This window comes from Clavibacter sp. A6099, from assembly GCF_021919125.1.
Taxonomy (GTDB): domain Bacteria; phylum Actinomycetota; class Actinomycetes; order Actinomycetales; family Microbacteriaceae; genus Clavibacter; species Clavibacter seminis.
Genome location: NZ_CP083439.1, coordinates 841,636 through 863,311, shown reverse-complemented (window position 1 = coordinate 863,311; position 21,676 = coordinate 841,636). Strand labels below are relative to the sequence as shown.

Genomic DNA, 21,676 nt, shown 5'->3' with positions numbered 1-21,676 from the left:
TCCCCCTCCGGACGCTCCGGGGTTTCGTGAACTGCTACTGAGCCGCCGCGATCGCAGGTCCCCTGTGAGGCAGGGTCGAGCTCAGTAGGTGGCGGCGTAGTTGACGCTGACCGTCTGCGGGACGTAACCCAGCCCCTCGAACAGTTCGAGGCCCGTGCCGTCTCCGTCGGTCGCGACGTCGAGGACACTGCGATCCACGCCCGCATCATTCGCCGAGCGCAGGTGCTGCGCGAGCAGCGCGCGCGCGACCCCGCGGTGACGTGCATCGGGGACGACCCCGATGACCCACACGTAGCCACTCGAGGCCGAAGGCCCATCCGCTCCATGCTCCGTGAGGAGCGTCAGGAGAAGTCCGACGACGCGATCCGCGTCATCCAGGGCGAGAAACGAGAGTCCGTGGTCGAACGTCTCAAGCGACGTCATCGAGTCCCATTGCTCGTCGCTCATGGGCTGGCTGCTGCCATGTCCGCGGAACGCGGCGTCTCGCGCAGCATGCGCCGCCTCGGAGTGCTCGGCACCGTATTCCACGATGCGGATCCCGTCGGGCGCAGTGACGTCTGCGAGAGGTCCGGTCGTCGTGCGTGCGAGGTTCTGGAACCACCTGTTCGGAGCGAATCCCGCACGCCGGAGCGTGGATGCAGCACCCGAGGCGCGCTCGTCGGCAGCGACGACGACCCACCCGGGCAGGGTGCTCTCGGACCCCGCGAGCTGCTGCAGGGCTCTCGAATGCTGCCAGGCGAGGAGGGAACGGCCGATGCCCTCTCCGCGTCGGGTCGGATCCACACCGCCGGTGAGGATGGATCGCACCAGGGTCTCCTGGGTCGGAGGATGGATCACGAGACCCCACGCGACGATCTCGCCGTCTTCCGTCACGGCGGCGAGCGAATCCGACGCGAGGTCCATGTAGCTGTGGCCGAGCTCTTCGAGGATGTCCTCGCGAGTGTCGACCCAGTCAGGATGGTCGGCCTCGGCGATCCTCTCGCCGATCTGCACGAGGGCGTCGACGTCGCCGAGGACGACGGGCCGCCAACGGATGCCGACCAGCGGTGCGGGAGCCATCGAATCGGGACGGTCGATGCGTCGGGAGAGGGGAAGAGCGCTCATGTCGAGAAAGCTACCGCGCCCCTCTCACGTACTTTCCCGCACGAAGACCAGCTCTGAGAACCCACCCGAGATCTCCGAAGGGTGATGGGCACATCCCATAGGACGGCCCTCCGGGATGCGTCGACGTCAGCTTGGGGATTCCCTACCGGACACGCGCAACTGGCCGCTCAAAGGAAGGCGACAGCTCGAGCTCAGCCTGCCGGCGTGCTCGCCGAGAGCCAGGCGGCAGTCCTAGCGACGCGATGGTCAGAAGTCGTCTAGCCACGGCAGGAGCCTCCGTTTGCGCAGGGGCAGCAACGGTGCTGGTTTTGCGCGTGAATCTGCTGCTTCACGACAGCTGCGCCCTAGTTCCAGTGTGGGCTGGCGTGACGATGCCGTGGTCGTACGCGTAGACGATCAGGCTGTTACGCGAAGCGAGACCGAACTTGGTGAGCACGTTGCCGACATGGGTCTTCACGGTCGCCTCGGAGATGAAGAGCTCGTCCGCGATCTCTGCATTGGATCGGCCTCGGGCAATGAGTAGGAAGATCTCTCGCTCCCGTTGGGTGAGGGAGCGGTACTCATCAGCGGCGGGATCCGCGCCGACGCCCGTGGTGATCGCCGCCTGAGGCACAGTCGGCACTTCAGCTGGCGGCCGGCCGAGCTTCCAGCCAGCCAGCGCGAGGCCGATGCTGATGACGAGGGAGATGCCGATGCTCTGTAGAACCGGCATCGGGTTGGCCCAGGGCGCACCGGTAAGTGTTCCCCACTCGCCGGACATCGACAGCGACGGCAGGGTGAGGAGTGCTGCGATGGAGACTGCTGCGCCCAGGACGGTCGTCAAGAACCGGCAGCGCTTCTCCGAGCCGATTCGTTGGCTGAGGAGCACGGGGAGGGGGACCAGGACGAAGTATCCGACCCAGCTCAGTTGACCGAAGCGGGCGGGCCAGAAGAGCAGTTGCGTCACGAGCAGCGCCCCGACCAGTGCCAGAGCCCACGTCGGCCGCATCTTGGCGATGGCGATGGCGATCACGAATCCAAGGAGGACGAGAGCGGCGTAGGGGCTGGTGGTCATCGTGTCGTCTCGCGTCGGCACAGTGTCCATCAGGACTGCGCGACCCTCGGACAGCCACCAGAGGGAACCGGCAACTACCGCAACGGCGGGCGCCAATGCGTGCTTCAGGAACTGCTTCATGCGATCACCGTATGGCCGTGTGAGCTTCGGGCTGAGCGACCAGACAGACATGCGCGTTTGTCCCCGAGAACTCCGACCAAAGGACTACCCCCAACTTCAGGAGTAGTTGGCGTAGGGCCGCTGGCAGGTGCGCTCCGATGCCCTATGTGCAGGGTCGCTGCGTCAACGGCGTGCACTGAGCCAGTCGTTGAATCGAGGGCCCATGACCTCGACGTCCGTTCCGGGGAGGAGGGCGCCTTCCCGGAACGCTCGTCCCATGCTTCCCGGTATGCGCAACGGCACCGGGGTGACCCCGGGGCTTGGGGTCGCCTTCGTCATGCCCCACAGTGTGGTGGTCTCGGGCCCCGCAACCTCGATCAAGGGTTCCGGGCGGTCGCCGACGGTGACGTCGGCGATGATGGCCGCCACGGTGTCGAGCGCGACGGGTGCGATCGTCATCCCGGGAACGAGCGCGAATGGGCCGAACTTCATCCGCTGGAGGTTCTGACTCGCGAACTCATCCCACTGCGTGGACCGCACGAGGGTGAGACGAGGGCTCGCGGTCAACGCGGCCTGCTCCTGAGCGGTCTTGCCGGCGAAGTACCCGTACCCCTGCACCTCGGGGAGGGTGCAGTTCAGGATCGATAGCAGCACGTGACGTGCCCCCAGGTCCGCGGCAGCGGCGCTGAGGGCACGGGTCGACGCGGTGAAGAAGTCGGTTGCCTGCTTCCGGTTCGTCGTGAACTGCCCGGTCGCCTCGATGATCACGTCCGCGCCCATCAGCGCGGGCCGCGCGTCGTCTCGGAGCACGTCGAACCCGGTCGAGCGCGACAGCCGCGTCACCGAGCACCCCCGTGCTTCCACTGCCCGGACGATCGCGTCCCCGGACATCCCGCCGCCCACTACTGCTACCTGCATGCCACCCTCGTTTCTCTACTTTTGTAGAGATTACTACGATGGTAGAGACCACTGGGAGGGCGGCATGAAGCGACGGGACGACCTGGCTGACGCCGGGGTCCGGCTGATCGCGCGCGGCGGCGTCCGTGCTCTGACTCACCGCGCCGTCGATACCGAGGCGGGACTCCCTGCGGGCTCGACCACCTACTACGCCCGGACGCGGCGTGAGCTGACCGGTCTCGTCGTCACCCGCATCACCGAACAGCTGGCATCGGACCTGCAAGGCCTCACCCTTCCAGCCTCGATGGACGACGCGGCGGCCGCACAGATCGCCGGAGCCTTCCTCGACGGACTCGCGCAGCGGGAGGAGGCGCAGGCCGCGCGCTTCGCGCTCCTGTTTGAGCTGCGGGGCGACGACGACCTCCGTGCACCGCTCACGGCTGCCGATCCGGTGCGGGCCGCCCTCATTGACACCGCGCGCGCCATCCTCGAGGCGATCGCTGTCGCTGATCTCGAGGAGGCGGCCGTCGACATGGTCGGGCTTATCGACGCGTTGCTGCTCTACCGCACCGCGGGAGCTGGCCCGGTCGATCCTTCCCGGATCCTGGCGGCATACCTCGCCGGTCTCCGCCGGGAGTACTCACCGCACGCGTAGCTAGGACTGCGCGACCGCGTCTTGCTGTTACGTCCCAGCGGACACAGAGTCGCGCAGCGTGCCTTCCGGACTCTGCGTGCGGAAGGGATTCTCCATCGGGACGGTTCCGTGTCCGCATCTGCGATAGTTCCGGCATGGGTATCGACACCACCAACCCACCGCGCGCTGAAAGACGGGTCCGCTCGAGTCGCGGCGTCGCGACCACCGCAACCGGGTTCTGGATCCTGGTCTTCTGCTTCAGCGTCGTGTGGATACCGAAGTACGTGACCGGCTTCGACGGCATGCTGCTTTTCTTCCCCTTCTACGTCCCCATCAGTTTCATCTGCCTGGGTCTCGGGATCGCAGGCATCATCCGCTGGGCCACGACCCCTGCGGGCTACGTGGCCCCACGGTGGGTCCCATGGCTGGCATCGGTCGCCATTCTCGCTCCGTACTTCATGCTGGGCGGCAACGTGCCGCTGGAGCTCCTAGGTACCAACTCCAACTGACTCCACCTCGGCGCGTAAGGAGTGCTCGAGGGTGGCTTGAGCCTGTCCGGTGAGGGATGGCTACCCGGACACCCGCTCGCGCACGCCGCGTGGAGCATCACGTGGACAGGCGCCCATGCTCACAAGCCCACGGACGCGGAGATGCGGTGGTCAGAAGCCCCTGTCTCAACAGACTGGTCCGGTGACGATTCCGGTGGAGGGACGCTACGTGAGACACCCTCCGTGTCCTTCCGGCCTCAACGGGACGAACCGCGGCCGTGTGGCTCGAACCCATGCGGGCGACCACTCCCCCGGGACCACGACGCTCGTGACGGTTCGCATGTCCGGCGACGTTCGCCCCAGGGCCGCTGGACGGGGACGTGTGCGTCAGCGCCGGCCCGGGAAGCCCTCGACAGCCTCCCCCAGAGACATCGAGCATGTGCCCGTCGAGTTCCGAGGCGACGCCTCGCCGACACTCGTCGTCGCACAGGACCCGAGAACCAGCGGCGCCTGTCCGACCGGCGTCTGCCCACCACCTCACGGATCGGGCGCCTAGATGCCTGGGCACCCGGCGCCGTCATGGCTGCGGATCACGACGGGGTCGCTCGCCTGCTCTCGTCGGAGCACCGCGTCCCGATCGGGGCCGATCCAGCCGCGCCCCTCGTCGTCCGTCCCGCGCCTCACCCCGCGACGGGCGCCTTCCCCGCCGCGCGCCCCGCCCGCCCCGTCTGCTCCGTCTCCGCGCGGTAGTACGCGCGCTTGTCCTTCGTGGGGCGCACCTTGTTGAGCACGACGCCGAGGACGGATCCGCCCGACTTCTCGACCGCGTCGAGCGCCTCGGAGAGCTGGGCGCGGTGCACGCGCGTCTGGTCGGCGACGACGATCGCGCCGTCGGTCATGCGCGCGACGAACGCGGCGTCGGCCACGGCGATGAGCGGCGCGGTGTCGATCACGATGACGTCGTAGGACGCCTTGGCCAGGCCGACCAGGTCCTCCATGCGCGATGACGCGAGCAGCTCGCTCGGGTTCGGCGGGATCTCGCCGCTGGTCAGCACATGGAGCGTGCCGTCGCCCCAGGGCTGCACGACGTCCTCGAGGAGCGCCTGCCCGACGAGCACGGTGGTGAGGCCCGCGTCGCCCTCGAGCCCGAGGTACTGCGCGACGACGGGCCGGCGGAGGTCGGCGTCGACGAGCAGCACGCGGCGCCCGCCCTCGCTGAGCGACATCGCGAGGTTCGCGGCGACCGTGGACTTGCCCTCGCCGGGGATCGAGGAGGTGACGACGATGCTCGACGACCGGTCGCCGAGGAGCACGAAGCGCAGGTTCGCCTTGAGCTGGCGGAAGCCCTCGGCCGCGGTCGACAGGGGCCGGACCGCCATCGCGAGGCCCGTGACGCCGCGCTCGCGCTCGAGCGCCCCGAGCAGCGGCGCGGTCGTGAGGTGCGCGACGGTCTCGGCGGAGCGGACCCGCGTGTCGAGCAGGCGCACGAGCGCGAGGCCGAGGAGGCCCGCGAGGAGCCCGAGCAGCAGGCCGGCGAGCGTGTTGGTGCGGCCGTTCGGAGCGGACTGGTTCTCCGGCTCGGGGGCCTCCTGGATCACGCGCACGGAGACGGTCGGCGAGCCCTCGGCGCCCGTCGGCGCGTACGCCTCGGCGGTGTCGCGGAGGCTGGTCGCGACCGCGTTGGCGATGTCGGCGGCGTCGGACGGCGACGGCTCGGTGACGCTGATCTCCATGATCACGGTGTTCTGCGGCGTCGTGACGGTGACGGCGCGCGCGAGCTCCTGCGGCGTGGCGTCGAGGCCGAGGCGCGTGATCACGGGCTCGAGCACCGCGGGCGACTCCGCGAGCTCGCCGAACGACAGCATCTGGCTCTGCGTGTAGGTGGCGCCCTGGTTGAGGTCGCTCGCGCTGGAACCGCTGCTCAGCGAGAAGTAGAGGCGCGACTGCGCGGTGTACACGGGCGTCGCGAGCTGCGACAGGCCGAACGCGACCGCGCCGCCCGCGAGCGTCGCGGCGACCACGACGTACCAGAGTCGGCGGAGCAGGGCGGTGAACTCGTGGAGCGTCATCGTGAGGGGGTTCTTCCGGGTAGGAGCGGCGGGGCGGTGGTGCGGGCGGGATCGGGGTGATCGGCGGCGAGTCGGTCGGCGTCGGGGACGGCCGGTGCGTCGACGGGGTCGGGCGGCGGCTCGGGCAGGGGCACGGCGTCGCGGCGGAGGATCTGGCTGGTCGCCGCGACCCCCGCGAGGAACCACACGAGCGTCGCGTACTGCGTGATGAGCGCCACCGACGCGAGCGCGGGGATCTGCGCCACGAGCGCGATGGTCGCCGCGGTCGCGTGCCCGCGCAGCACGAGCCAGACGCCGACCGCGAGGGCGACGAGCACGGCGCCCGCGACCAGCAGGCCGAAGGTGAGTCCCGTGAGCACGAGCTGGCTGTCGATGGAGCGGAACGGCCCGTAGAAGACGCGGCCGTCGCTGCCGCGGTGGGCGTCGGGAGTCGTGCCGAGGATCCCCATGCCGGGCACGAGGCTGTAGAGGTCGCCGCGGTAGTCGGAGCTGGCGCTGGCCTCCGTGCCGGCGTCGTCGAACACGGACTGGACGAAGGGGGCGACCGCGGCCGCGACGACCACGACGCCCGCGGTGACGGTCGCGCGCACACGGAGCGAGATCGCGTCGCGCAGGAACACGATGGACAGCGCCAGGCCGAGCACGGCGCCCAGCATCCCGACGCGGCTGAAGGTGAGGACCGCCGCGAGCATCATCAGGGCCGTCATGCCGAGGCGGGTCACGAGGCCGAAGCGGGAGGCGAGCGTCAGCGGGATCGCGATGGCGAGCGCCGAGCCGAGCGCGATCGAGTGCCCGTACGCACCCTCCGCGCGGACGATGCCACCGCGCCCCTGCAGCGTCGCCCACGTCTCGCGGAGCCCCGCGTTGCCGGGCAGGAGCACGAACGGGTTCCAGCCGGTGACGAACTCGACGATGGCGAGCGCGGCGACCACCGTGAAGACCACGGCCACGATCCGCTCCAGCGACGCCATGCCGATCCGGTGCGCCGCCATGCGCCCGAGCAGGTATCCCGGCAGGGCGTAGGTGAGGAACGTGACGAGCGTGGACATGCCGATGCCCGCGCCGCCGCCCACGACCACGCCGGCGAACCCGGCCGCGGTCATCAGCACCACGAGCACGTCGAGCGGCGAGACGCGGAAGCCCGGCACGGGCACGATCGCGAGGATCACGAGGACGGCGACCACCGTCGACGGCGGCAGGTAGTAGCCGCCGAGCGGGACCCCCGACCAGACCGGGACGAAGGAGAGCACGACGAGCCACAGGGCGACGGCCGTGCGCGGCAGGCGCCGCAGGACGAGCAGCAGCAGGGCGCCGCCCGCGAGCGCGATGCCGAGGAGGAGCAGGGTCTGGAGGCCGGATCCGGCGAGCAGCGCGCTCATCGCGCGGCCGCCCCGGGGAGCGCGCGCAGGCATGGACGACGCATGGCTCCCCCTCTCATTCCCCCGGCCGCCGAACGGCCCTGTCGATCATCTCAGTGCGACGCCCCGGCGGGCGGGTCCGCGGGGACCCGCCCGTCGGGGCGCGTGGTTCCGGACTCAGGTCATCGAGCCGTGCCGTCCGTGACCACGAGGTCGTCGAGCGTGAACGCGACGGGCCCGGCGGCCGAGCTCGACAGGTACGTCTGGATCCCGAACGTGCCCGCGGTCTGCAGGGCGGCCAGGGTCCCGGTCGTCGTCGACTGCCACGCGGTCGGCTCGGCCTGGCCGACGGGCCAGACCTTCGCGTTCATCGTGGTGGGCGACGTGCCCGTGACCTGCACGCGGACCCGCAGCTGCTGCCCGGCCGTGTACGTGACGTTCGGGACGACCACCGACTTCAGGTTGGTGCCGTTCTCGGACTGCACGATCATGACCTGGCCGGTCGACCGCACCCAGACCTGCGTCTGGTAGTACGACGTGCCGACCTGGCGCGAGTTGATCCGCACGTACGCGCCGCCGCCCGTGGGCACTCTGTCGAGCGCGAAGCTCACCTGCGCGTCCGATGCGGTGGTGCTCACGGCGTCGAGGCTCGCGGTGCGGGTCTCGCCGGCGGGGCTCGTGACCTGCGCCTTCCCGTCCGCCACCTTGAGGATCGACGCGTTGCCGGTGATGCGCCAGGCGCCCCCGGTCTCCGCCGTGCCCCAGCCGTTCGAGGCGGTGCGGGTGAAGGTGTCCTGCGCGAGGATCCCGGCGGCGGGCGGAGCGACGACCGGCGCGGTCACCGTGACCGTGCCGTCCTTCTTCGCCGACGCGAGGCCCTTGTCGTCCGTCACCGTGAGCGACACCGTGTAGGTGCCGGCCTTGGCGTAGGCGTGGTCGACGGTCTTCCCGGTGCCCGTCGTGCCGTCCCCGAACGCCCAGGCGTACGAGGCGACGGTGCCGTCGGCGTCCGTCGACGTGGATCCGTCGAACGAGGCCGTCAGGTCCTTGGCCGTCGACGTGAACGCCGCGGTCGGGGCCTGGTTCACCGGCGGGGCGACGACCGGCGCGGTCACCGTGACCGTGCCGTCCTTCTTCGCCGAGGCCAGGCCCTTGTCGTCCGTCACCGTGAGCGACACCGTGTACGTGCCGGCCTTGGCGTAGGCGTGGTCGACCGTCTTGCCGGTGCCCGTCGTGCCGTCCCCGAACGCCCAGGCGTACGAGGCGACCGTGCCGTCGGCGTCGGTCGAGGTGGATCCGTCGAACGAGGCGGTCAGGTCCTTGGCGGTCGACGTGAACGCCGCCGTCGGGGCCTGGTTGGCCGGAACCGGTGCGGGCGCCTGGCCGTCGCGGCTGACGACCAGGTCGTCGAACCGCGTCGTGACGGGAGCCGTCGCCGACCCCGAGAGGTAGGTCTGGATCCCGACGGACCCGGCGGCCTGCAGCGCGGCGGTCGAGCTGGTGACGCTCGTCTGCCACGCGGCGGGCTCGGCCTGGCCGGCGACCCACACCTTGGCCTTGACGGTGGTCGGCGAGGTGCCGGTCGTCAGGACGCGGACGCGGAGCTGCTGGCCGGCCCGGTAGGTCGTGCCGGGGAGGATGTACGACCCGATGGTCGTCGCCCCCTCCGACTGCACCAGCTGGATCTGCCCGGTCGCCTTGATCCAGACCTGCGTCTGGTAGAACGCCGACCCGACCTGGCGCGAGTTGACCCGCGTGTAGGAGCCGCCGCCGGTCGGGACCGCGTCGAGCGAGAAGGTCGCGCTGACGTCCGACGACGTGGTGGAGACCGCGTCGAGGGTCATCGTGCGGGTCTCGCCCTTCGGGGAGACGACCTGGCCCGTGCCGTCCTGCACCTTGACGATGTTGGTGCCGCCGGTGACGCGCCAGGCGCCGCCGAGGTCGGCCGTGCCCCAGCCCGTCGCGACCGCGCGGCCGAACGAGTCCTGCGCGAGCACGTTCGACGCGGGCGCCTGGACGGTCACCGGCGAGGTGGTCGTCGTGGCGAGGCCCTTGTCGTCCGTGACCGTGAGCGACACCGCGAAGGTGCCGGCGGCCGCGTAGGCGTGGGTCGTGGTGCGGCCCGTGCCGGTGGTCCCGTCGCCGAAGGCCCAGGCGTAGGACGCCACGGTGCCGTCGGAGTCGCTCGACGCGGAGGCGTCGAGCGAGGCGACGAGGTTCGCCGCCGTGCTCGTGAACCGGGCGACGGGCGCCTGGTTCACGGGCGGGGCGGTGACCGTGACGGTCGCGGTCGTGCGACCGGTGGCCCCCTTGTCGTCCGTCACCGTGAGCGCGACCTGGTAGGTCCCGGCCGTCGCGTACGGGTGGGCGATGGACGCCCCGGTGCCGGTCGTGCCGTCGCCGAACTCCCACGCCCAGGACGCGATGGTGCCGTCCGGGTCGCTGGATGCGCGGCCGTCGAGGTTCGCGACGAGATCCGCGGTGGTCGACGCGATGACCGCGGTGGGCTCCCGGTTGACCGGGGGCGCCGCCACCGTCACCTGCGTGGACGCGGTGCCCGTGAGGCCCTTGTCGTCCGTGACCGTCAGCGCCACCGTGTAGGTGCCGGCCGCGGAGTAGGCGTGCGTCGGGGTCGGGCCGGTGCCCGTGCGGCCGTCGCCGAAGTCCCACGCGTAGGAGGCCACGGTGCCGTCGGCGTCCGTGGACGCGGATCCGTCGAGCTTCGCCGTGAGGTCGGTCGCGGTGGCCGTCACGACGGCGGTCGGCGCGATGTTGGCGGGGGCCGCCTTCACCGTGACGTCCTGCTGCGTGCGATTCGTCGCGCCGCGGTCGTCCGTCACCGTGAGCGACACCGCGTAGGTGCCGGCCTCGGCGAACGTGTGCGACTGCTGCGCGCCGGACGCCTGGACGCCGTCGCCGAAGTCCCAGGCGTAGCCCGTGATCGTGCCGTCGGCGTCGGTGGATCCGGCCGCGTCGAACGACGCCGTCAGGAAGTCGGCGGTCTGCGCGAACGCGGCCTTCGGGGCCTGGTTCGGCACGCGGCCGCTGGTCCCGAGCGAGTAGTGCGTCGCGACCGCGGTGGGCGTGAGCACGGTCGGGTACACCGCGACCTCGTCCATGCGGCCCTCGAAGGTGCCGCTGGAGGAGCCCCACGTGTTGTCGCCGCCGATGCGCCAGTAGCCGTCGTAGCCCTGAGCCTGCGTCTGGCCGTTCTGGCCGACGAGGTCGCCGTCCACGTAGAGCTTCAGGCCGTCGGATCCCTGCGACGCGACCATGTGGTGCCACTGGCCGTCGTTGTACGCGCGGTCGGAGGTGGCGAGGTTGCTCTGGCCGGTCCAGACGCCGAACTGCAGGCGTCCGTCGTCCTGCATGTAGACGTGACGGTCGTAGTTGCCGGAGAAGTTGAACGGATCGGCGTTGTCGCCGAAGCCGATCAGCTTGCCGCCGCGCGTGGTGGTCGTCTGGAACCACATCTCGAGCGAGTACGTCGTGGGATTGGAGACCCGCTGCTGGCTCACCGCGATGCTGTCCGAGAACGCGGCCGCCTGGCCGACGGGACCCGTGAGGGCGCCCGCCTGGCCGAAGCGCACGTTGCGTCCGACGTTCGCGCCGACGTCGTTCTGGCCCGCGTCCTTGAGCGTCGACGAGCCGTCGGCGTCGTCGAGGCGCCAGTAGGAGGACGGGTCGGCCGCGTAGACGGCCTTGCCGTACGTGTCCGTCGGGGCCGCGGGGATGGGCGAGGTGCGGCCGGAGGCGACCAGGTGGTCGACCACGTCGGCGCGCGTGAGGGCGGTCGGGTAGACCGCGACCTGCGCGATGTCGCCGGCGAGGTAGTAGCTCCGGGGCTGGTTGGGCCAGCCGCCGAGGTTGTCGCCTCCGACGCGCCAGAAGCCCTTGTAGTCCTGGCCCTGGGTCGTGTCCGCGCGCTGGCCGGCGAGCTTGCCGTCGACGAACAGCTTCATGCCCTCGGCGCCCATGGTGGCGACGATCTGGTGCCACTTGCCGTCGTTGAACCCGGGGGCCGAGGCGAGGGTCTGGGTGGCGCCGGTGTACACGCCGAAGAGGACGCGGCCGTCGTTGTCGAGGTAGACCATGCGGTCGTAGTTGTTCGACGTGCCCGTGCTGCTGCCGCCGAAGCCGACGACCTTGCCGCCCGAGGTCGAGGTCGTCCTGACCCACGACTCCACGCTGAAGGTGTTCGGCGCCTGCAACGCCTGGGGCGTGACCGCGAAGGACCCGTCCTGGCCGGAGAAGGTGGTGGCGGTGGATCCGTCGATCGGGCCCGCGGCGCCGCGTGCGGCGTTGTCGACGCGGAGGTCCTCGAACGCGACGTGGTCGAGGCCGGCGGTGCCGTCCTTCTCGTCGAGCGGGTAGTACGCGGTCGCGCCGTCGTCCTTCACGCTCGTCGCGTAGGCGTCGCTGCCCGACTGGTCGGTGATGGTGACGGGAGAGGCGCCGTTGCGGTCGGTGGAGTTCCCGGCCGCGTCGGTCACCACGACCTTGTAGGTGTGCGAGCTGCCGGGCGCGAGGCCCTTGTCGATGAAGCCCATCGACGGACGCTGCCAGAAGGTCGAGTCCTGCGTGACCTGGTAGACGGGCGTCGCGGTCTTGCCGTCGCGGATCACCTTGTAGGTGAGGCGGGAGCTGTCGCGGTCGAAGGTGGCCTGCCACGAGACGCGGGCCTCGCCCTTCGTGTACGAGATCGCCTTCGGGACGAGCTGGTCGTTGCCGTTCGGGCCGACCTTGTTGGGGGCGTCCTTCGCCATCGCGTAGCGGACGAGGCCCTGCTGCGCGGTGGTGTTCACGAACGGGAACTCGCCGCCGACGACGATGTAGTCCTCGTTGCCGTTGACGCTCCAGGCCGCCTGGCCCTGGCCGGTGAAGGATCCCGTGACGTACTTCGGGAACCAGTTGAGCAGCGACGGGGAGGGCGTGCCCGCCCAGTTCGCGTAGCCGTACGGGTCGGCCGTGGCCGTGCCGGTCGCGGTCTTCGAGAAGGCGAGGCTGTGCTGGAAGGTCCACGGCTCGGTCTGCGGGAAGCCGCCGATGTTGCCGCAGTAGTGCGGGTGGCCCGCGACGTACGCGACCTTGCTCGTGGCGAAGACCGAGTAGGTGTCGCCGTGGCAGTCCTCGACCCAGGTGACGACGCCCGTGTTCGGGTCGGCCGAGAAGGCGCCCTCGAGGTTGCCGCCGGCGCCGAACGTGTAGCCGGATCCGTAGACCCGGTCGTCGGTCGCGTACAGGCTCGTGATGGAGGACTCCGCGCCGGCGTTCTTGACCTGCTGGTTCGCGGCCCACGGGAGCGACGCGCCCGAGGCGGGATCCACCGCGCCGAGCCCGTAGGTCGGGGTGCCGCTGAGCTGCGTGAAGCGGCCGCCGACGATGAGCTTGGACGCGTCCTTCGTGAGGGTGAGCGCGTCCACGACGGTGTCCGCATCCGCGACGAAGGCCGTGTTCTGGCCGTTCGTCGCGGACACCGCGGCGAGGTACTTCCGAGCGGCGCCGTTGACGCTCTGGAAGGTGCCGCCGAGGTACACGGTGTCGTTCGAGGCGCTCACCGTGCGGGTCTGGCTGCCCATGATGGGGCGGAACGTCGGGATGATCTTGCCGGTCGCGGTGCTGAACGCCGCGGCGCGGTAGTAGCCCTGGCCGTCGATGTCGGTGAAGTCGCCGACCACGTAGATCCGGGATCCGTCGGGCGACGCGGTGACGGAGAGCGCCTGCGCGTTGAGCTTCGGCGCGAAGGACGTGATGAGCGCGCCGGTGCGGATGTCGTACGCGAGCAGGTTGCTGCGGGGCGTGAGGTTCGTGCCGGCCGCGGCGCCCGCGGGGCGCGCGTTCTGGAACTTGCCGGCCACGTAGACCGTGTTGCCGACGACGACCTGCGACCAGGCGACGCCGTCGATCTGGGTCGTGGGCAGCGGGTCGGCGGTGACCGTGACGGGCGTCTTCGGGTCGGTCGGGTCGACCGGCGCGGAGTCCGCCATCGCGGGCTGCGCGACGACGACCGCGGACAGGATGACCGCGGCGGCCGCGGTCATCGCGGCCAGGCGACGTCCCGCGGAGGAGAGGATGCTCATTTCGTCCTTGCTTCGGGTGGGTGGAGCGGGTGAGGGAGGGTGCCGGTGGTCAGCGGTCGCTGGCCGGTCGGGGGCTGCCGACGCGCGTCGTGGCGCTGAGCATCGTGCCCACCGACCGCGCGATGCGCTGCCGGTAGAGCTCGGGTCCGTGCCGGTGCTCGGCGCGGAAGCGGTCGCGCGCGGCCCGGGCGCGGTACGCGTCCCAGTCCGCCGCGATGGACTGGAGGGCGTCGGCGAGGGCGGCCGGATCCGCGGGCGGCACCAGCTGCGCCGACTCGTATCCGCCGGCGGCCTCGCGGAGGCCGGAGGTGTCGCTGACGACCACGGGCCGCGCGGCCAGCAGCGCCTCGACGGCGGTGTTGCCGAACGGCTCGTCCACGCGGGAGGGCACGACGCACGCGTCGGCGGCGGCCACGAACGGGGTGACGTCGGCGTGGAAGCCGTGCAGCGTGATGCGGTCCTCGAGGTCGAGCACGCGGATCGTCGTGCGCAGCTGCTCCTCGTAGGCCTCGTAGCCGGGGAAGACGGCACCCACGATGTCGAGGGACGCGTCGGCACCGCGGTCGCGGAGCTCGACGATCGCGTCGACGGCGACGTCCACGCCCTTGCGGTCGGAGAGCCGGCCGACGTAGAGGACCCGGAGGCCCCCGTCGAGCGCGGCGCGCGCGGGCTGGACCGCGGCGGGGCCGGGCACCCCGTTGTAGACGACCTGGGCGCGGCGGGCGACCCGCGGGAGGGCGCGGGCGAGCACGTCGACGCTGTAGCGGCTGTTCGCGACCACGCTCGTGGCGAGCGCGAGCGGCAGGGCGAGCGCGGTCCCGACGGCGCGCGACGCGGATCCCTCCGCCTCGTGCACGTGCGCGAGGACGGGGCGGCCGGCGAGGCGGCCGACGAGGATCCAGAGCGGGATCGTGACGGTGTTGACGTACACGGCGTCGGGGCGCTCGCGCCGCACGAGGCCGAGGCCCGCGGACAGGCCGCGGACGGACTGGCCGACGAGGGCCGCGAAGCCGCGCGGGCGCAGCATGCTCTTGCGGAGCACGGGCGTCGGGGCGCGGTGCACGGTCGCGCCGACGCTCGTGAGCGCGGCGACGAGCGGGCCGTCCGACGGCAGGGTCACGACGGTGCGGGCGCCCGCGGACACGAGGCCCGCGACGCTCTCGAGCAGCACGCGGTCGGATCCGTACAGCTCGGCGCTCGGGTGCGCGACGAGGATCGTGCGGCCCCGGAGGTCGGCCCCGTCCGCGTCGCCCTGCGCGAGCGCGTGCTCGACGCCGGCGAATGCGGTCACGCGGGCACCCGCGCGGATGCGGCGGACGACGCGGCGGACTCGGCACGGCGCGCGTCGAGCGCTCCCATGTCGCGGAACCACTTCACCGACGCGAGGGCGAGGTGCCCGGCGTTGGCCAGCATCATCAGCGCGTAGACCGCGAGGAAGACGACCGGGGCGCCGAGCAGCGCGAACACGATGCAGAGGAAGCCGTAGTCGGTGGGGATCACGAGCAGCGAGCGCAGGAGCGTCGAGCGGCCGGCGTCGGGGGCCGTGGCGCCCGAGACCTGGTGCACGCGCTTGAGCTGGTCGTTGAGGATCATCGCGAAGAAGCTCGCGGCGGCCACGATCGCGTAGACGATCGGCACGAGCAGCCACGCGTCGGAGTCCGTGGCGGGCCAGCGGAACATCGACACGAGCACCGCGAGGTGCAGCGACGAGATCTTGATGCAGTCGACGACGTGGTCGAGCCACTCGCCGGAGAGCGAGCCGCCGCCGCGGAGGCGCGCGACCTGGCCGTCGGCCGAGTCGAACGCGTAGCCCACGGCGAGCAGCAGCCACACGGCGATGCCGAGCCAGGCGGCGGGCTCCACGAGCGCGACGAGCGCGATCCCCGTGAACGTGAAAGCCGCGCTGATCGCGGTCACCTGGTTCGGGGTCAGCCCGGCACGGAACGCCCACGCGGCGAGCAGACGGCCGGCCGGGCGGTTGACGCGGATCGAGTACGCGGGCGCGCCGCGCGCCGCCTTCTTCTGGGCGGACGCCAGGCGGCGGACGACGTCGAGGTAGGACTCGGCGCGCGGATCGGCGGCGGCGGTCATCGGCTCTCCTCGAGGAGGAAGGACGTGCGGCCGGCGTCGCTCGCGCGCAGCTCCGGCTCCCAGCGGGTGGCCGAGCGGATCCCGCGGCTCATCCCGTGCGTGGAGTAGCCGCGCGTCATGCGCGCCGCGAGCTCCTCGTAGCCGTCGGCGATGGCGTCCCAGTCGTAGGTCTCCTCGGCGCGCTCCTGCAGGCGGCGGCCGATCGCGACGGCCTCGTCGGCCGCGGCCTCCGCGCCCTCGACGAGCGCGGCGACGCCGGCGGCGTCCGACCAGAAGCGGCCGTCCTCGCCGAGCACGTCGCGGTTGAAGACGTTGTCGTTGGCGAGCGTCGCGGTCGCGGCGCCCATGGCGCGCAGCAGCGACGGGTTGGTGCCGCCGACCGAGTGGCCGTGGATGTAGGTGAGCGCGTGGGCGTAGAGCTGGTCGAGCTGCTCCTGGTCCCACACCCCGCCGAGGCGCTGGATGCGGGGGTCGGCGGTGGCGACCTGCTCGATGCGGTCGGTGTACGCGGCGGAGTACGGCGCGGATCCGACGACGACGAGCGGCAGGGTCGCGTCCGACGCGGTGTACCCGTCGACGATCACGTCGACGTGGTTCTCCGGCTCGAAGCGCGCGACGACGAGGTGGTACTGGCCGGGCTCGAGGCCGAGCTCGGCGAGGCGGTCGCTCGCGGGGTCGCGCAGGATGTTGGCGCCGTAGGTGAGCAGCTCCGTGGGGATCCCGAACTCGTGGTCGTAGTAGTCGGCGATGCCCTGCGCGTCCGAGATGAGCGCGTCGGCGTTCTTCACGGCCATCTGCTCGGCGATGCGGTAGTACCTCTTGCCCATGCGGCCCCACTTGCCGCGCTTCCACTCGAGGCCGTCCACGTGCACGGCCGTGGCCGTGCCGCGCGAGCGGATGAGGGGGACGAACGGCGCATTGGCGGCGTTGAACACGAAGGCCGCGTCCTGGGCCTTGCCGAAGGCCAGGTGGATCGCGGACAGCGCGGTGTGGCTGAGCGTCTCGATCGACTTGGTCTTGAGCGCGGGCAGGTGCACGAGCGTCATGCCGAGGTGGGTGCGCGGGCGCGCGCGGTTCGCGGAGCGGCAGTACACGGTGACGTCGTGGCCGCGGGCGGCGAGGCGCTGCCCGATCTCCTCGATGGCGGTCTCGAATCCGCCGTACGCGGCGGGGACCCCCCGGGTCCCGACCATGGCGATGCGGAGTCGACGCGGTTCGATCACAGACATTTCAGTAAGCCCCTACGGGTCGGGTGAGCACACGGAAGGTGCGCCACATGATCATCACGTCGCCGGTCAGGGACCAGTTCTCGACGTAGTACAGGTCGAGCCGGACGCTCTCGTCCCAGCTCAGGTCGCTCCGGCCGTTCACCTGCCACATGCCCGTGAGGCCGGGCTTGATGAACAGACGGCGGTGCACGTGGCTCTCGTAGCCCTGCACCTCGCGGCGCAGCGGCGGGCGCGGGCCCACCAGGCTCATGTCGCCGACGAGGATGTTCCACAGCTGCGGCAGCTCGTCGAGCGAGTAGCGGCGGAGCACGGTGCCGACGCGGGTCACGCGCGGGTCGCTGCGCATCTTGAACAGCGGCCCGGATCCCTCGTTCGCCTCCGCCAGCGCCTCGAGCTCCGCCTCGGCGGTGACCCGCATCGAGCGGAACTTGAGCATGTGGAACTCCTGGCCGGACTTCCCCACCCGCTCCTGGCGGAAGATGGCGCCGCCGGGGCTGTCGACGCGGACGACGACGGCGATGAGGAGCATCACCGGCGCGAGCACCACGAGCGCGAGGCCGGCCACCGCGATGTCGAGGGCGCGCTTCATCACGTGCTTCCCGCCCTCGAACTGCGGGATCTCCACGTGGATGAGCGGGAGGCCCTCGACCGGGCGGAAGTGGATCCGCGGGCCCGCCACGTCCGTGAGGCGCGACGCGAGCACGAGCTCGATCGACGAGCCCTCGAGCTCCCAGCCGAGCGTGCGGACGGCGTTGCTGCCGGCGCGCGGCTGGCTGGCGACGATGACGGCGTCGGCGGCGGTGCGGGCGGCGGCCGCGGCGACGGATCCGAGGTCGGAGACGACGGGGATCGTGCGCCCGGCGACCTCGAGGCCGTCGAGGTGGTCGTCGATCGCGACGCCCACGACCGTGTAGCCCGATGCGGGGCGCAGCAGGATCTGCGCGGCCACGTCCTCCACGTCGGCCCGGGCGCCCACGACCACCACGCGGGAGAGGTGCGCGCCCTGGTCGCGGCGGCGGATGAGCCACTGGCGCCAGGTCCATCGGCTCACGAGCAGCGCGACGACGCCCAGCGGGAACGCCAGCACGACGTAGCCGCGGGCGATGTCGACCTTGAGGAGCAGGAAGCCCACCGCGAGCGAGCCGAACGTGATCGCCGACGCGTTGACGACCCGCTTGTACTCGGAGACGCCCACGCCCACGATGCGGGCGTCGCGGGTGCGGAACGCGCCGAGCACGGCGATCCACGCGGCCACGACGATCACCGAGACGATGCCGTAGTCGAGCTGCATCGAGCCCGCGTCGACCGCCGCGTCCCCCGTGCCGAAGCGCGTGAGCTGGGCGACGAGGACGGTGGCGACGATGATCGCGTAGTCGCTCGCGATGAGGCGGGTGCGGTAGTCGCGGGCCCAGCGGCGGCCCGAGGGGACGGGGGGTGCGGCGGGCGCGACGCCGGATCCGATGATCGGGCGGTGCGCCGAGCGGCGCTCGGTGCGCAGGCGGGTGCGCTCGCCCCGGGTCGCGGGGCGGTTCCTCGTGGTGCTCATCGCGTGCCGGGCAGCGCGTCGAGCGGTCGGAGGGCGTCGTGGGGTCGGGTGGATGCGGGGAGGCGCGGCCGACGGGCTCGGTCCAGCGCCGATGACGGGTTCATCGGGTGTGTGCCTGCGTTTCGGGTTACAGGTGGGTGATGCGGGGTGCGTCGAGGTCCGGGAAGACCTCGTCATGTCCACGGCTCCGGGATGGACAGGCTGGGTGGGCCTCGTCCGAGAGCGTCCATCGCGGGTACGACGGGTGAACAGCGGGTGGTGACGGTGGCAATGCTAAACGCACCCCGAGCCCCGTCGCCCGTCCCCCTTCGGGGGACGGATGTCCCCCGACCGCGGTCCGGCCGTCCTCAGCCGGCCGCCGCGCCGATCACGCGGGCGCCGGTCGCGACGCCGCGCAGGGCCGCGACGGCGGCGGGCACCGCGACGGCGACCGTCGCCTGCTGCGCCTGGATCTCGCTCGTGAGCCGCCAGCCGGATCCGAGCGCCTTCCGCCCCACGACGTCGAGGCTCGTGCGGTCGTTCCCCGTGGCCGCGGTGAACGCCCCGACCGTGTCGTGGACGGCCGGGTCGCCGGGACCGCGGGCCCACACGATCGCCCACCTGGGGCTCGAGGCGACGTCGCGCTGGTAGACGTTGCCCGCCGTCGTGATCCCCATCTGCGTGGCGGAGCGCTCGTGCGAGTGGTCCTCCACGGCGAGCAGCGCGTTGCCGGTGCTGCCCTGCATCACGTTGTCCGCGACGGTGATGTCGGTCACGATCCACGTGACCGTGGGATCCGGCAGCTGCTGCCGCGGGTCGTGGCCCGCCTCCCCCAGGTTCGCCGCGCGCCGGGTGCCCTGCGCGATGTCGACGTCGCGCCTGTTGCCCGAGAAGGTGTTGGCCCAGACCTGCGCGTGGCCGGAGTCGTCGATCCAGAGGCCCGCGGCTCCGTTGCCGGCCGCGACGTTGTCGACGAACGCGAGCTGCGCGGAGAGCTCGAACACGACGCCGTTGCCCGTGTTCGCCAGCACGTCGTTCCCCGCCACCGTCGCGTCGTGGACCGACTCGTCGAACCAGAGGCCGTTGCCGGCGCTCCGCAGGAACACGCTGTCGGTCACGTCCACGTCGCGGCTGCGGGTGATCTTGAACCCGCCCGAGACGGGCGCCCGGTTGAAGCCCTCGGTGTTGTCGTCCGCGACCAGCAGCTGCGAGGCGCGGAGCCGGTCGGCGTGGTTCGCGTGGATCCCGAGCATGCCGTTGCGCGCCGAGGTCACCGCCCGCAGGGTCGTGTCGGTCGCCTGGACCGAGAGGCCCGTGGTCGCGTTGTCGGTGATCGCGACGTCCGCGAGGGTCACGTTCCTGCCGGTGACGACGACCGCGCCCATGTCGGGGACGGACGGCGCGTAGCGTCGGATGCCGAGGCCCCGCACGGTGCTGCCGTCGCCGCGGACGGCCAGGGCGCTGACGCGGTCGCTGGCGCGCACGGCCTGGCTCCCCGGATCCGACCCGAGGTAGAGGCGGTCGGCGGCGGTGTCCACGAAGAACGTGCCGGCGGTCACCTGCGCGAGCGACGCGACCTGGCGCTGGGCGGCCTGGCCGATCCAGACCTGGTCGGGGTGCGCGGCCATCGGGCGCGTCGGGTCCACGAACGCCCAGCCCTCCCGCGTGCCGTCGGGCGCGCCGCGCGTGTAGGTGGGGCTCGCGTCGAAGGTGACGTCCCAGCCGGCGGCGTGGCGGGTGGATCCGGATGCGGTCCACGAGGTCAGCGTGCGGCTCCCGTCGAGCCACACCGCCTCGCCCGGGTACGACTGCAGCGTGAGCGCCTTGCCCGCGGGCATCACGACGGTCTCGCGGTAGGTGCCGGCGCGGACGACGATCGTGCGTCCCGACGGAGCGGCATCGACGGCCTTCTGGATGCTCGCGTACGGGGACGCCTTCGTGCCCGCGCCCGCGTCCGAGCCGGAGGGCGACACGTAGACGCCGTCGGCGGGCGCCGGGTAGGTCGTGGTGCCGATCGCGGCGGCGCCGGATCCCGTCCCGGGGCGCGCGTCCCCGTGGGGCACCGCCTGCTCCGGGTCGGACGAGGTCGGGGCGGGGGCGGTCGGGGTGGGGGTCGGCGTCGGCGTCGGCGTCGGCGTGGGCGTCGGGGTGGGCGTCGGGGTGGGCGTCGGCGTCGGAGTCGGCGTCGGAGTCGGCGATGCCGCCTTCGTCAGCGGCCGGACCGTGACGTCGTCGAACGCGACGGCCTGCGTGGGCGACGACGAGGAGAGGTACGACCAGACGCGGGTGGCGGATCCCGAGACGAGACGGGCGGCGCTCGAGTCGACCGCGGCCGCCTGCCAGGCGGGCACGGCGGCGCCCTGCGCCCAGACCCGGGCGTCCACGGCGACCGCGGACGAGCCCGAGACGCGCGACTGCACGGTGAGCACCTTCCCCGGCAGCACGCCGCGGGCCACCACGACGTCGCCCACGACGGTGGTCTGCGCGGCCGTGGATCCGTTCACCCGCACGACGGACAGCCGCGCGTCCCCCGCCGGGTCCACGCGGACGCTCGTCTGGTAGTACGACGAGCCCGTCACCCGCTGCTGCAGCCCTGCGTAGACGCCGCCGCCCGCGGCCGGGATCCGCGGCAGCATCACCTTCATCGTCGCCTCCGCGTCCGCGGAGACCGCGGCCGGCAGCGTCGCGGAGACGGAGGCGCCGGACCGCGGCAGGTCGACGACGCCCTGCGTCCCGTTGACGCGGAACGCCGACGGCAGGTCGTAGGCGTAGGCCGCGGCGCCGGGGGCCGTGCCCCAGCCGCCGCTCGTGCTGCGCGTGAACGCATCGGAGAAGACCGGGGCGCCCGCGACCAGGTCCTGGCCGCCCGCCGCGGCGGCGGGACCGGCGGCGACGAGCGCGGCGGGCAGGACGAGCCCGGCGGCGACCGCGAGCGCGATCGCGTGCCGGGGGCGGGCGGTGGGGCGGAGGGAGCGGGGCGTGCCGTTCATGGGACGGTCCTTGCGTCGGCAAGACGATGGATGGCGGTGGATGCCCGTCCGGGGACGG

13 protein-coding genes are annotated in these 21,676 nt (G+C 72.0%); 2 read left to right on the top strand and 11 right to left on the bottom strand.

Translation table 11 applies throughout. The annotated features are described in order from the left end of the window. Positions 1 to 81: 81 nt before the first annotated feature. The 3 genes from KYT88_RS04135 to KYT88_RS04125 form a co-directional block, all read right to left on the bottom strand. Positions 82 to 1,104: a GNAT family N-acetyltransferase gene (locus KYT88_RS04135; RefSeq protein WP_081840908.1), complete on the bottom strand. Its 1,023-nt coding sequence runs from the start codon at positions 1,102 to 1,104 to the stop codon at positions 82 to 84. A gap of 328 nt (positions 1,105 to 1,432) precedes the next feature. Continuing rightward, positions 1,433 to 2,278: a response regulator transcription factor gene (locus KYT88_RS15950; protein WP_051629269.1), complete on the bottom strand. Its 846-nt coding sequence runs from the start codon at positions 2,276 to 2,278 to the stop codon at positions 1,433 to 1,435. Positions 2,279 to 2,440: 162 nt separating this feature from the next. After that, a complete protein-coding gene (locus KYT88_RS04125) occupies positions 2,441 to 3,175 on the bottom strand; it encodes an SDR family oxidoreductase (protein ID WP_043584767.1) in 735 nt (244 codons plus the stop codon). A gap of 64 nt (positions 3,176 to 3,239) precedes the next feature. On the opposite strand from KYT88_RS04125, the gene KYT88_RS04120 reads away from it, so the two are divergent. Both KYT88_RS04120 and KYT88_RS04115 read left to right on the top strand, forming a co-directional pair. Continuing rightward, positions 3,240 to 3,809 carry a TetR/AcrR family transcriptional regulator gene (locus KYT88_RS04120; RefSeq protein ID WP_043584765.1) on the top strand — a complete coding sequence of 190 codons (570 nt, stop codon included), beginning with the start codon at positions 3,240 to 3,242 and terminating at the stop codon, positions 3,807 to 3,809. Between the two features lie 134 nt (positions 3,810 to 3,943). After that, positions 3,944 to 4,297, top strand: a complete 354-nt coding sequence (locus tag KYT88_RS04115; RefSeq protein WP_043584763.1) for a hypothetical protein — start codon at positions 3,944 to 3,946, stop codon at positions 4,295 to 4,297. Positions 4,298 to 4,956: 659 nt separating this feature from the next. On the opposite strand, the gene KYT88_RS04110 is transcribed toward KYT88_RS04115, so the two are convergent. The 8 genes from KYT88_RS04110 to KYT88_RS04075 all read right to left on the bottom strand — a co-directional run bounded on the left by KYT88_RS04110 (position 4,957) and on the right by KYT88_RS04075 (position 21,618). After that, the gene (locus tag KYT88_RS04110) at positions 4,957 to 6,345 is read right to left on the bottom strand and encodes a tyrosine-protein kinase domain-containing protein (RefSeq protein ID WP_043584761.1); all 1,389 of its coding nucleotides are present in this window, start codon (positions 6,343 to 6,345) and stop codon (positions 4,957 to 4,959) included. Continuing rightward, positions 6,342 to 7,724 carry an O-antigen ligase family protein gene (locus KYT88_RS04105; RefSeq protein ID WP_043584808.1) on the bottom strand — a complete coding sequence of 461 codons (1,383 nt, stop codon included), beginning with the start codon at positions 7,722 to 7,724 and terminating at the stop codon, positions 6,342 to 6,344. Before KYT88_RS04105 ends, KYT88_RS04110 begins: the two co-directional genes overlap by 4 nt. A gap of 161 nt (positions 7,725 to 7,885) precedes the next feature. Then, positions 7,886 to 13,783: a PKD domain-containing protein gene (locus KYT88_RS04100; protein ID WP_043584759.1), complete on the bottom strand. Its 5,898-nt coding sequence runs from the start codon at positions 13,781 to 13,783 to the stop codon at positions 7,886 to 7,888. 49 nt (positions 13,784 to 13,832) lie between these two features. Then, on the bottom strand, positions 13,833 to 15,074 hold the full coding sequence (locus KYT88_RS04095) for a glycosyltransferase (RefSeq protein ID WP_043584757.1): 1,242 nt from the start codon (positions 15,072 to 15,074) through the stop codon (positions 13,833 to 13,835). Next, the gene (locus KYT88_RS04090) at positions 15,071 to 15,874 is read right to left on the bottom strand and encodes a CDP-alcohol phosphatidyltransferase family protein (protein WP_043584754.1); all 804 of its coding nucleotides are present in this window, start codon (positions 15,872 to 15,874) and stop codon (positions 15,071 to 15,073) included. Before KYT88_RS04090 ends, KYT88_RS04095 begins: the two co-directional genes overlap by 4 nt. Next, positions 15,871 to 17,103, bottom strand: a complete 1,233-nt coding sequence (locus KYT88_RS04085; protein ID WP_043584753.1) for a DUF1972 domain-containing protein — start codon at positions 17,101 to 17,103, stop codon at positions 15,871 to 15,873. The genes KYT88_RS04090 and KYT88_RS04085 overlap by 4 nt, the downstream gene beginning before the upstream one ends. 1 nt (position 17,104) lies before the next feature. Next, on the bottom strand, positions 17,105 to 18,649 hold the full coding sequence (locus KYT88_RS04080) for a sugar transferase (RefSeq protein WP_081840907.1): 1,545 nt from the start codon (positions 18,647 to 18,649) through the stop codon (positions 17,105 to 17,107). Between the two features lie 347 nt (positions 18,650 to 18,996). Continuing rightward, complete coding sequence (locus KYT88_RS04075) at positions 18,997 to 21,618, bottom strand: right-handed parallel beta-helix repeat-containing protein (RefSeq protein WP_043584752.1); 2,622 nt, start codon at positions 21,616 to 21,618, stop codon at positions 18,997 to 18,999. Between the last annotated feature and the right edge of the window lie 58 nt (positions 21,619 to 21,676).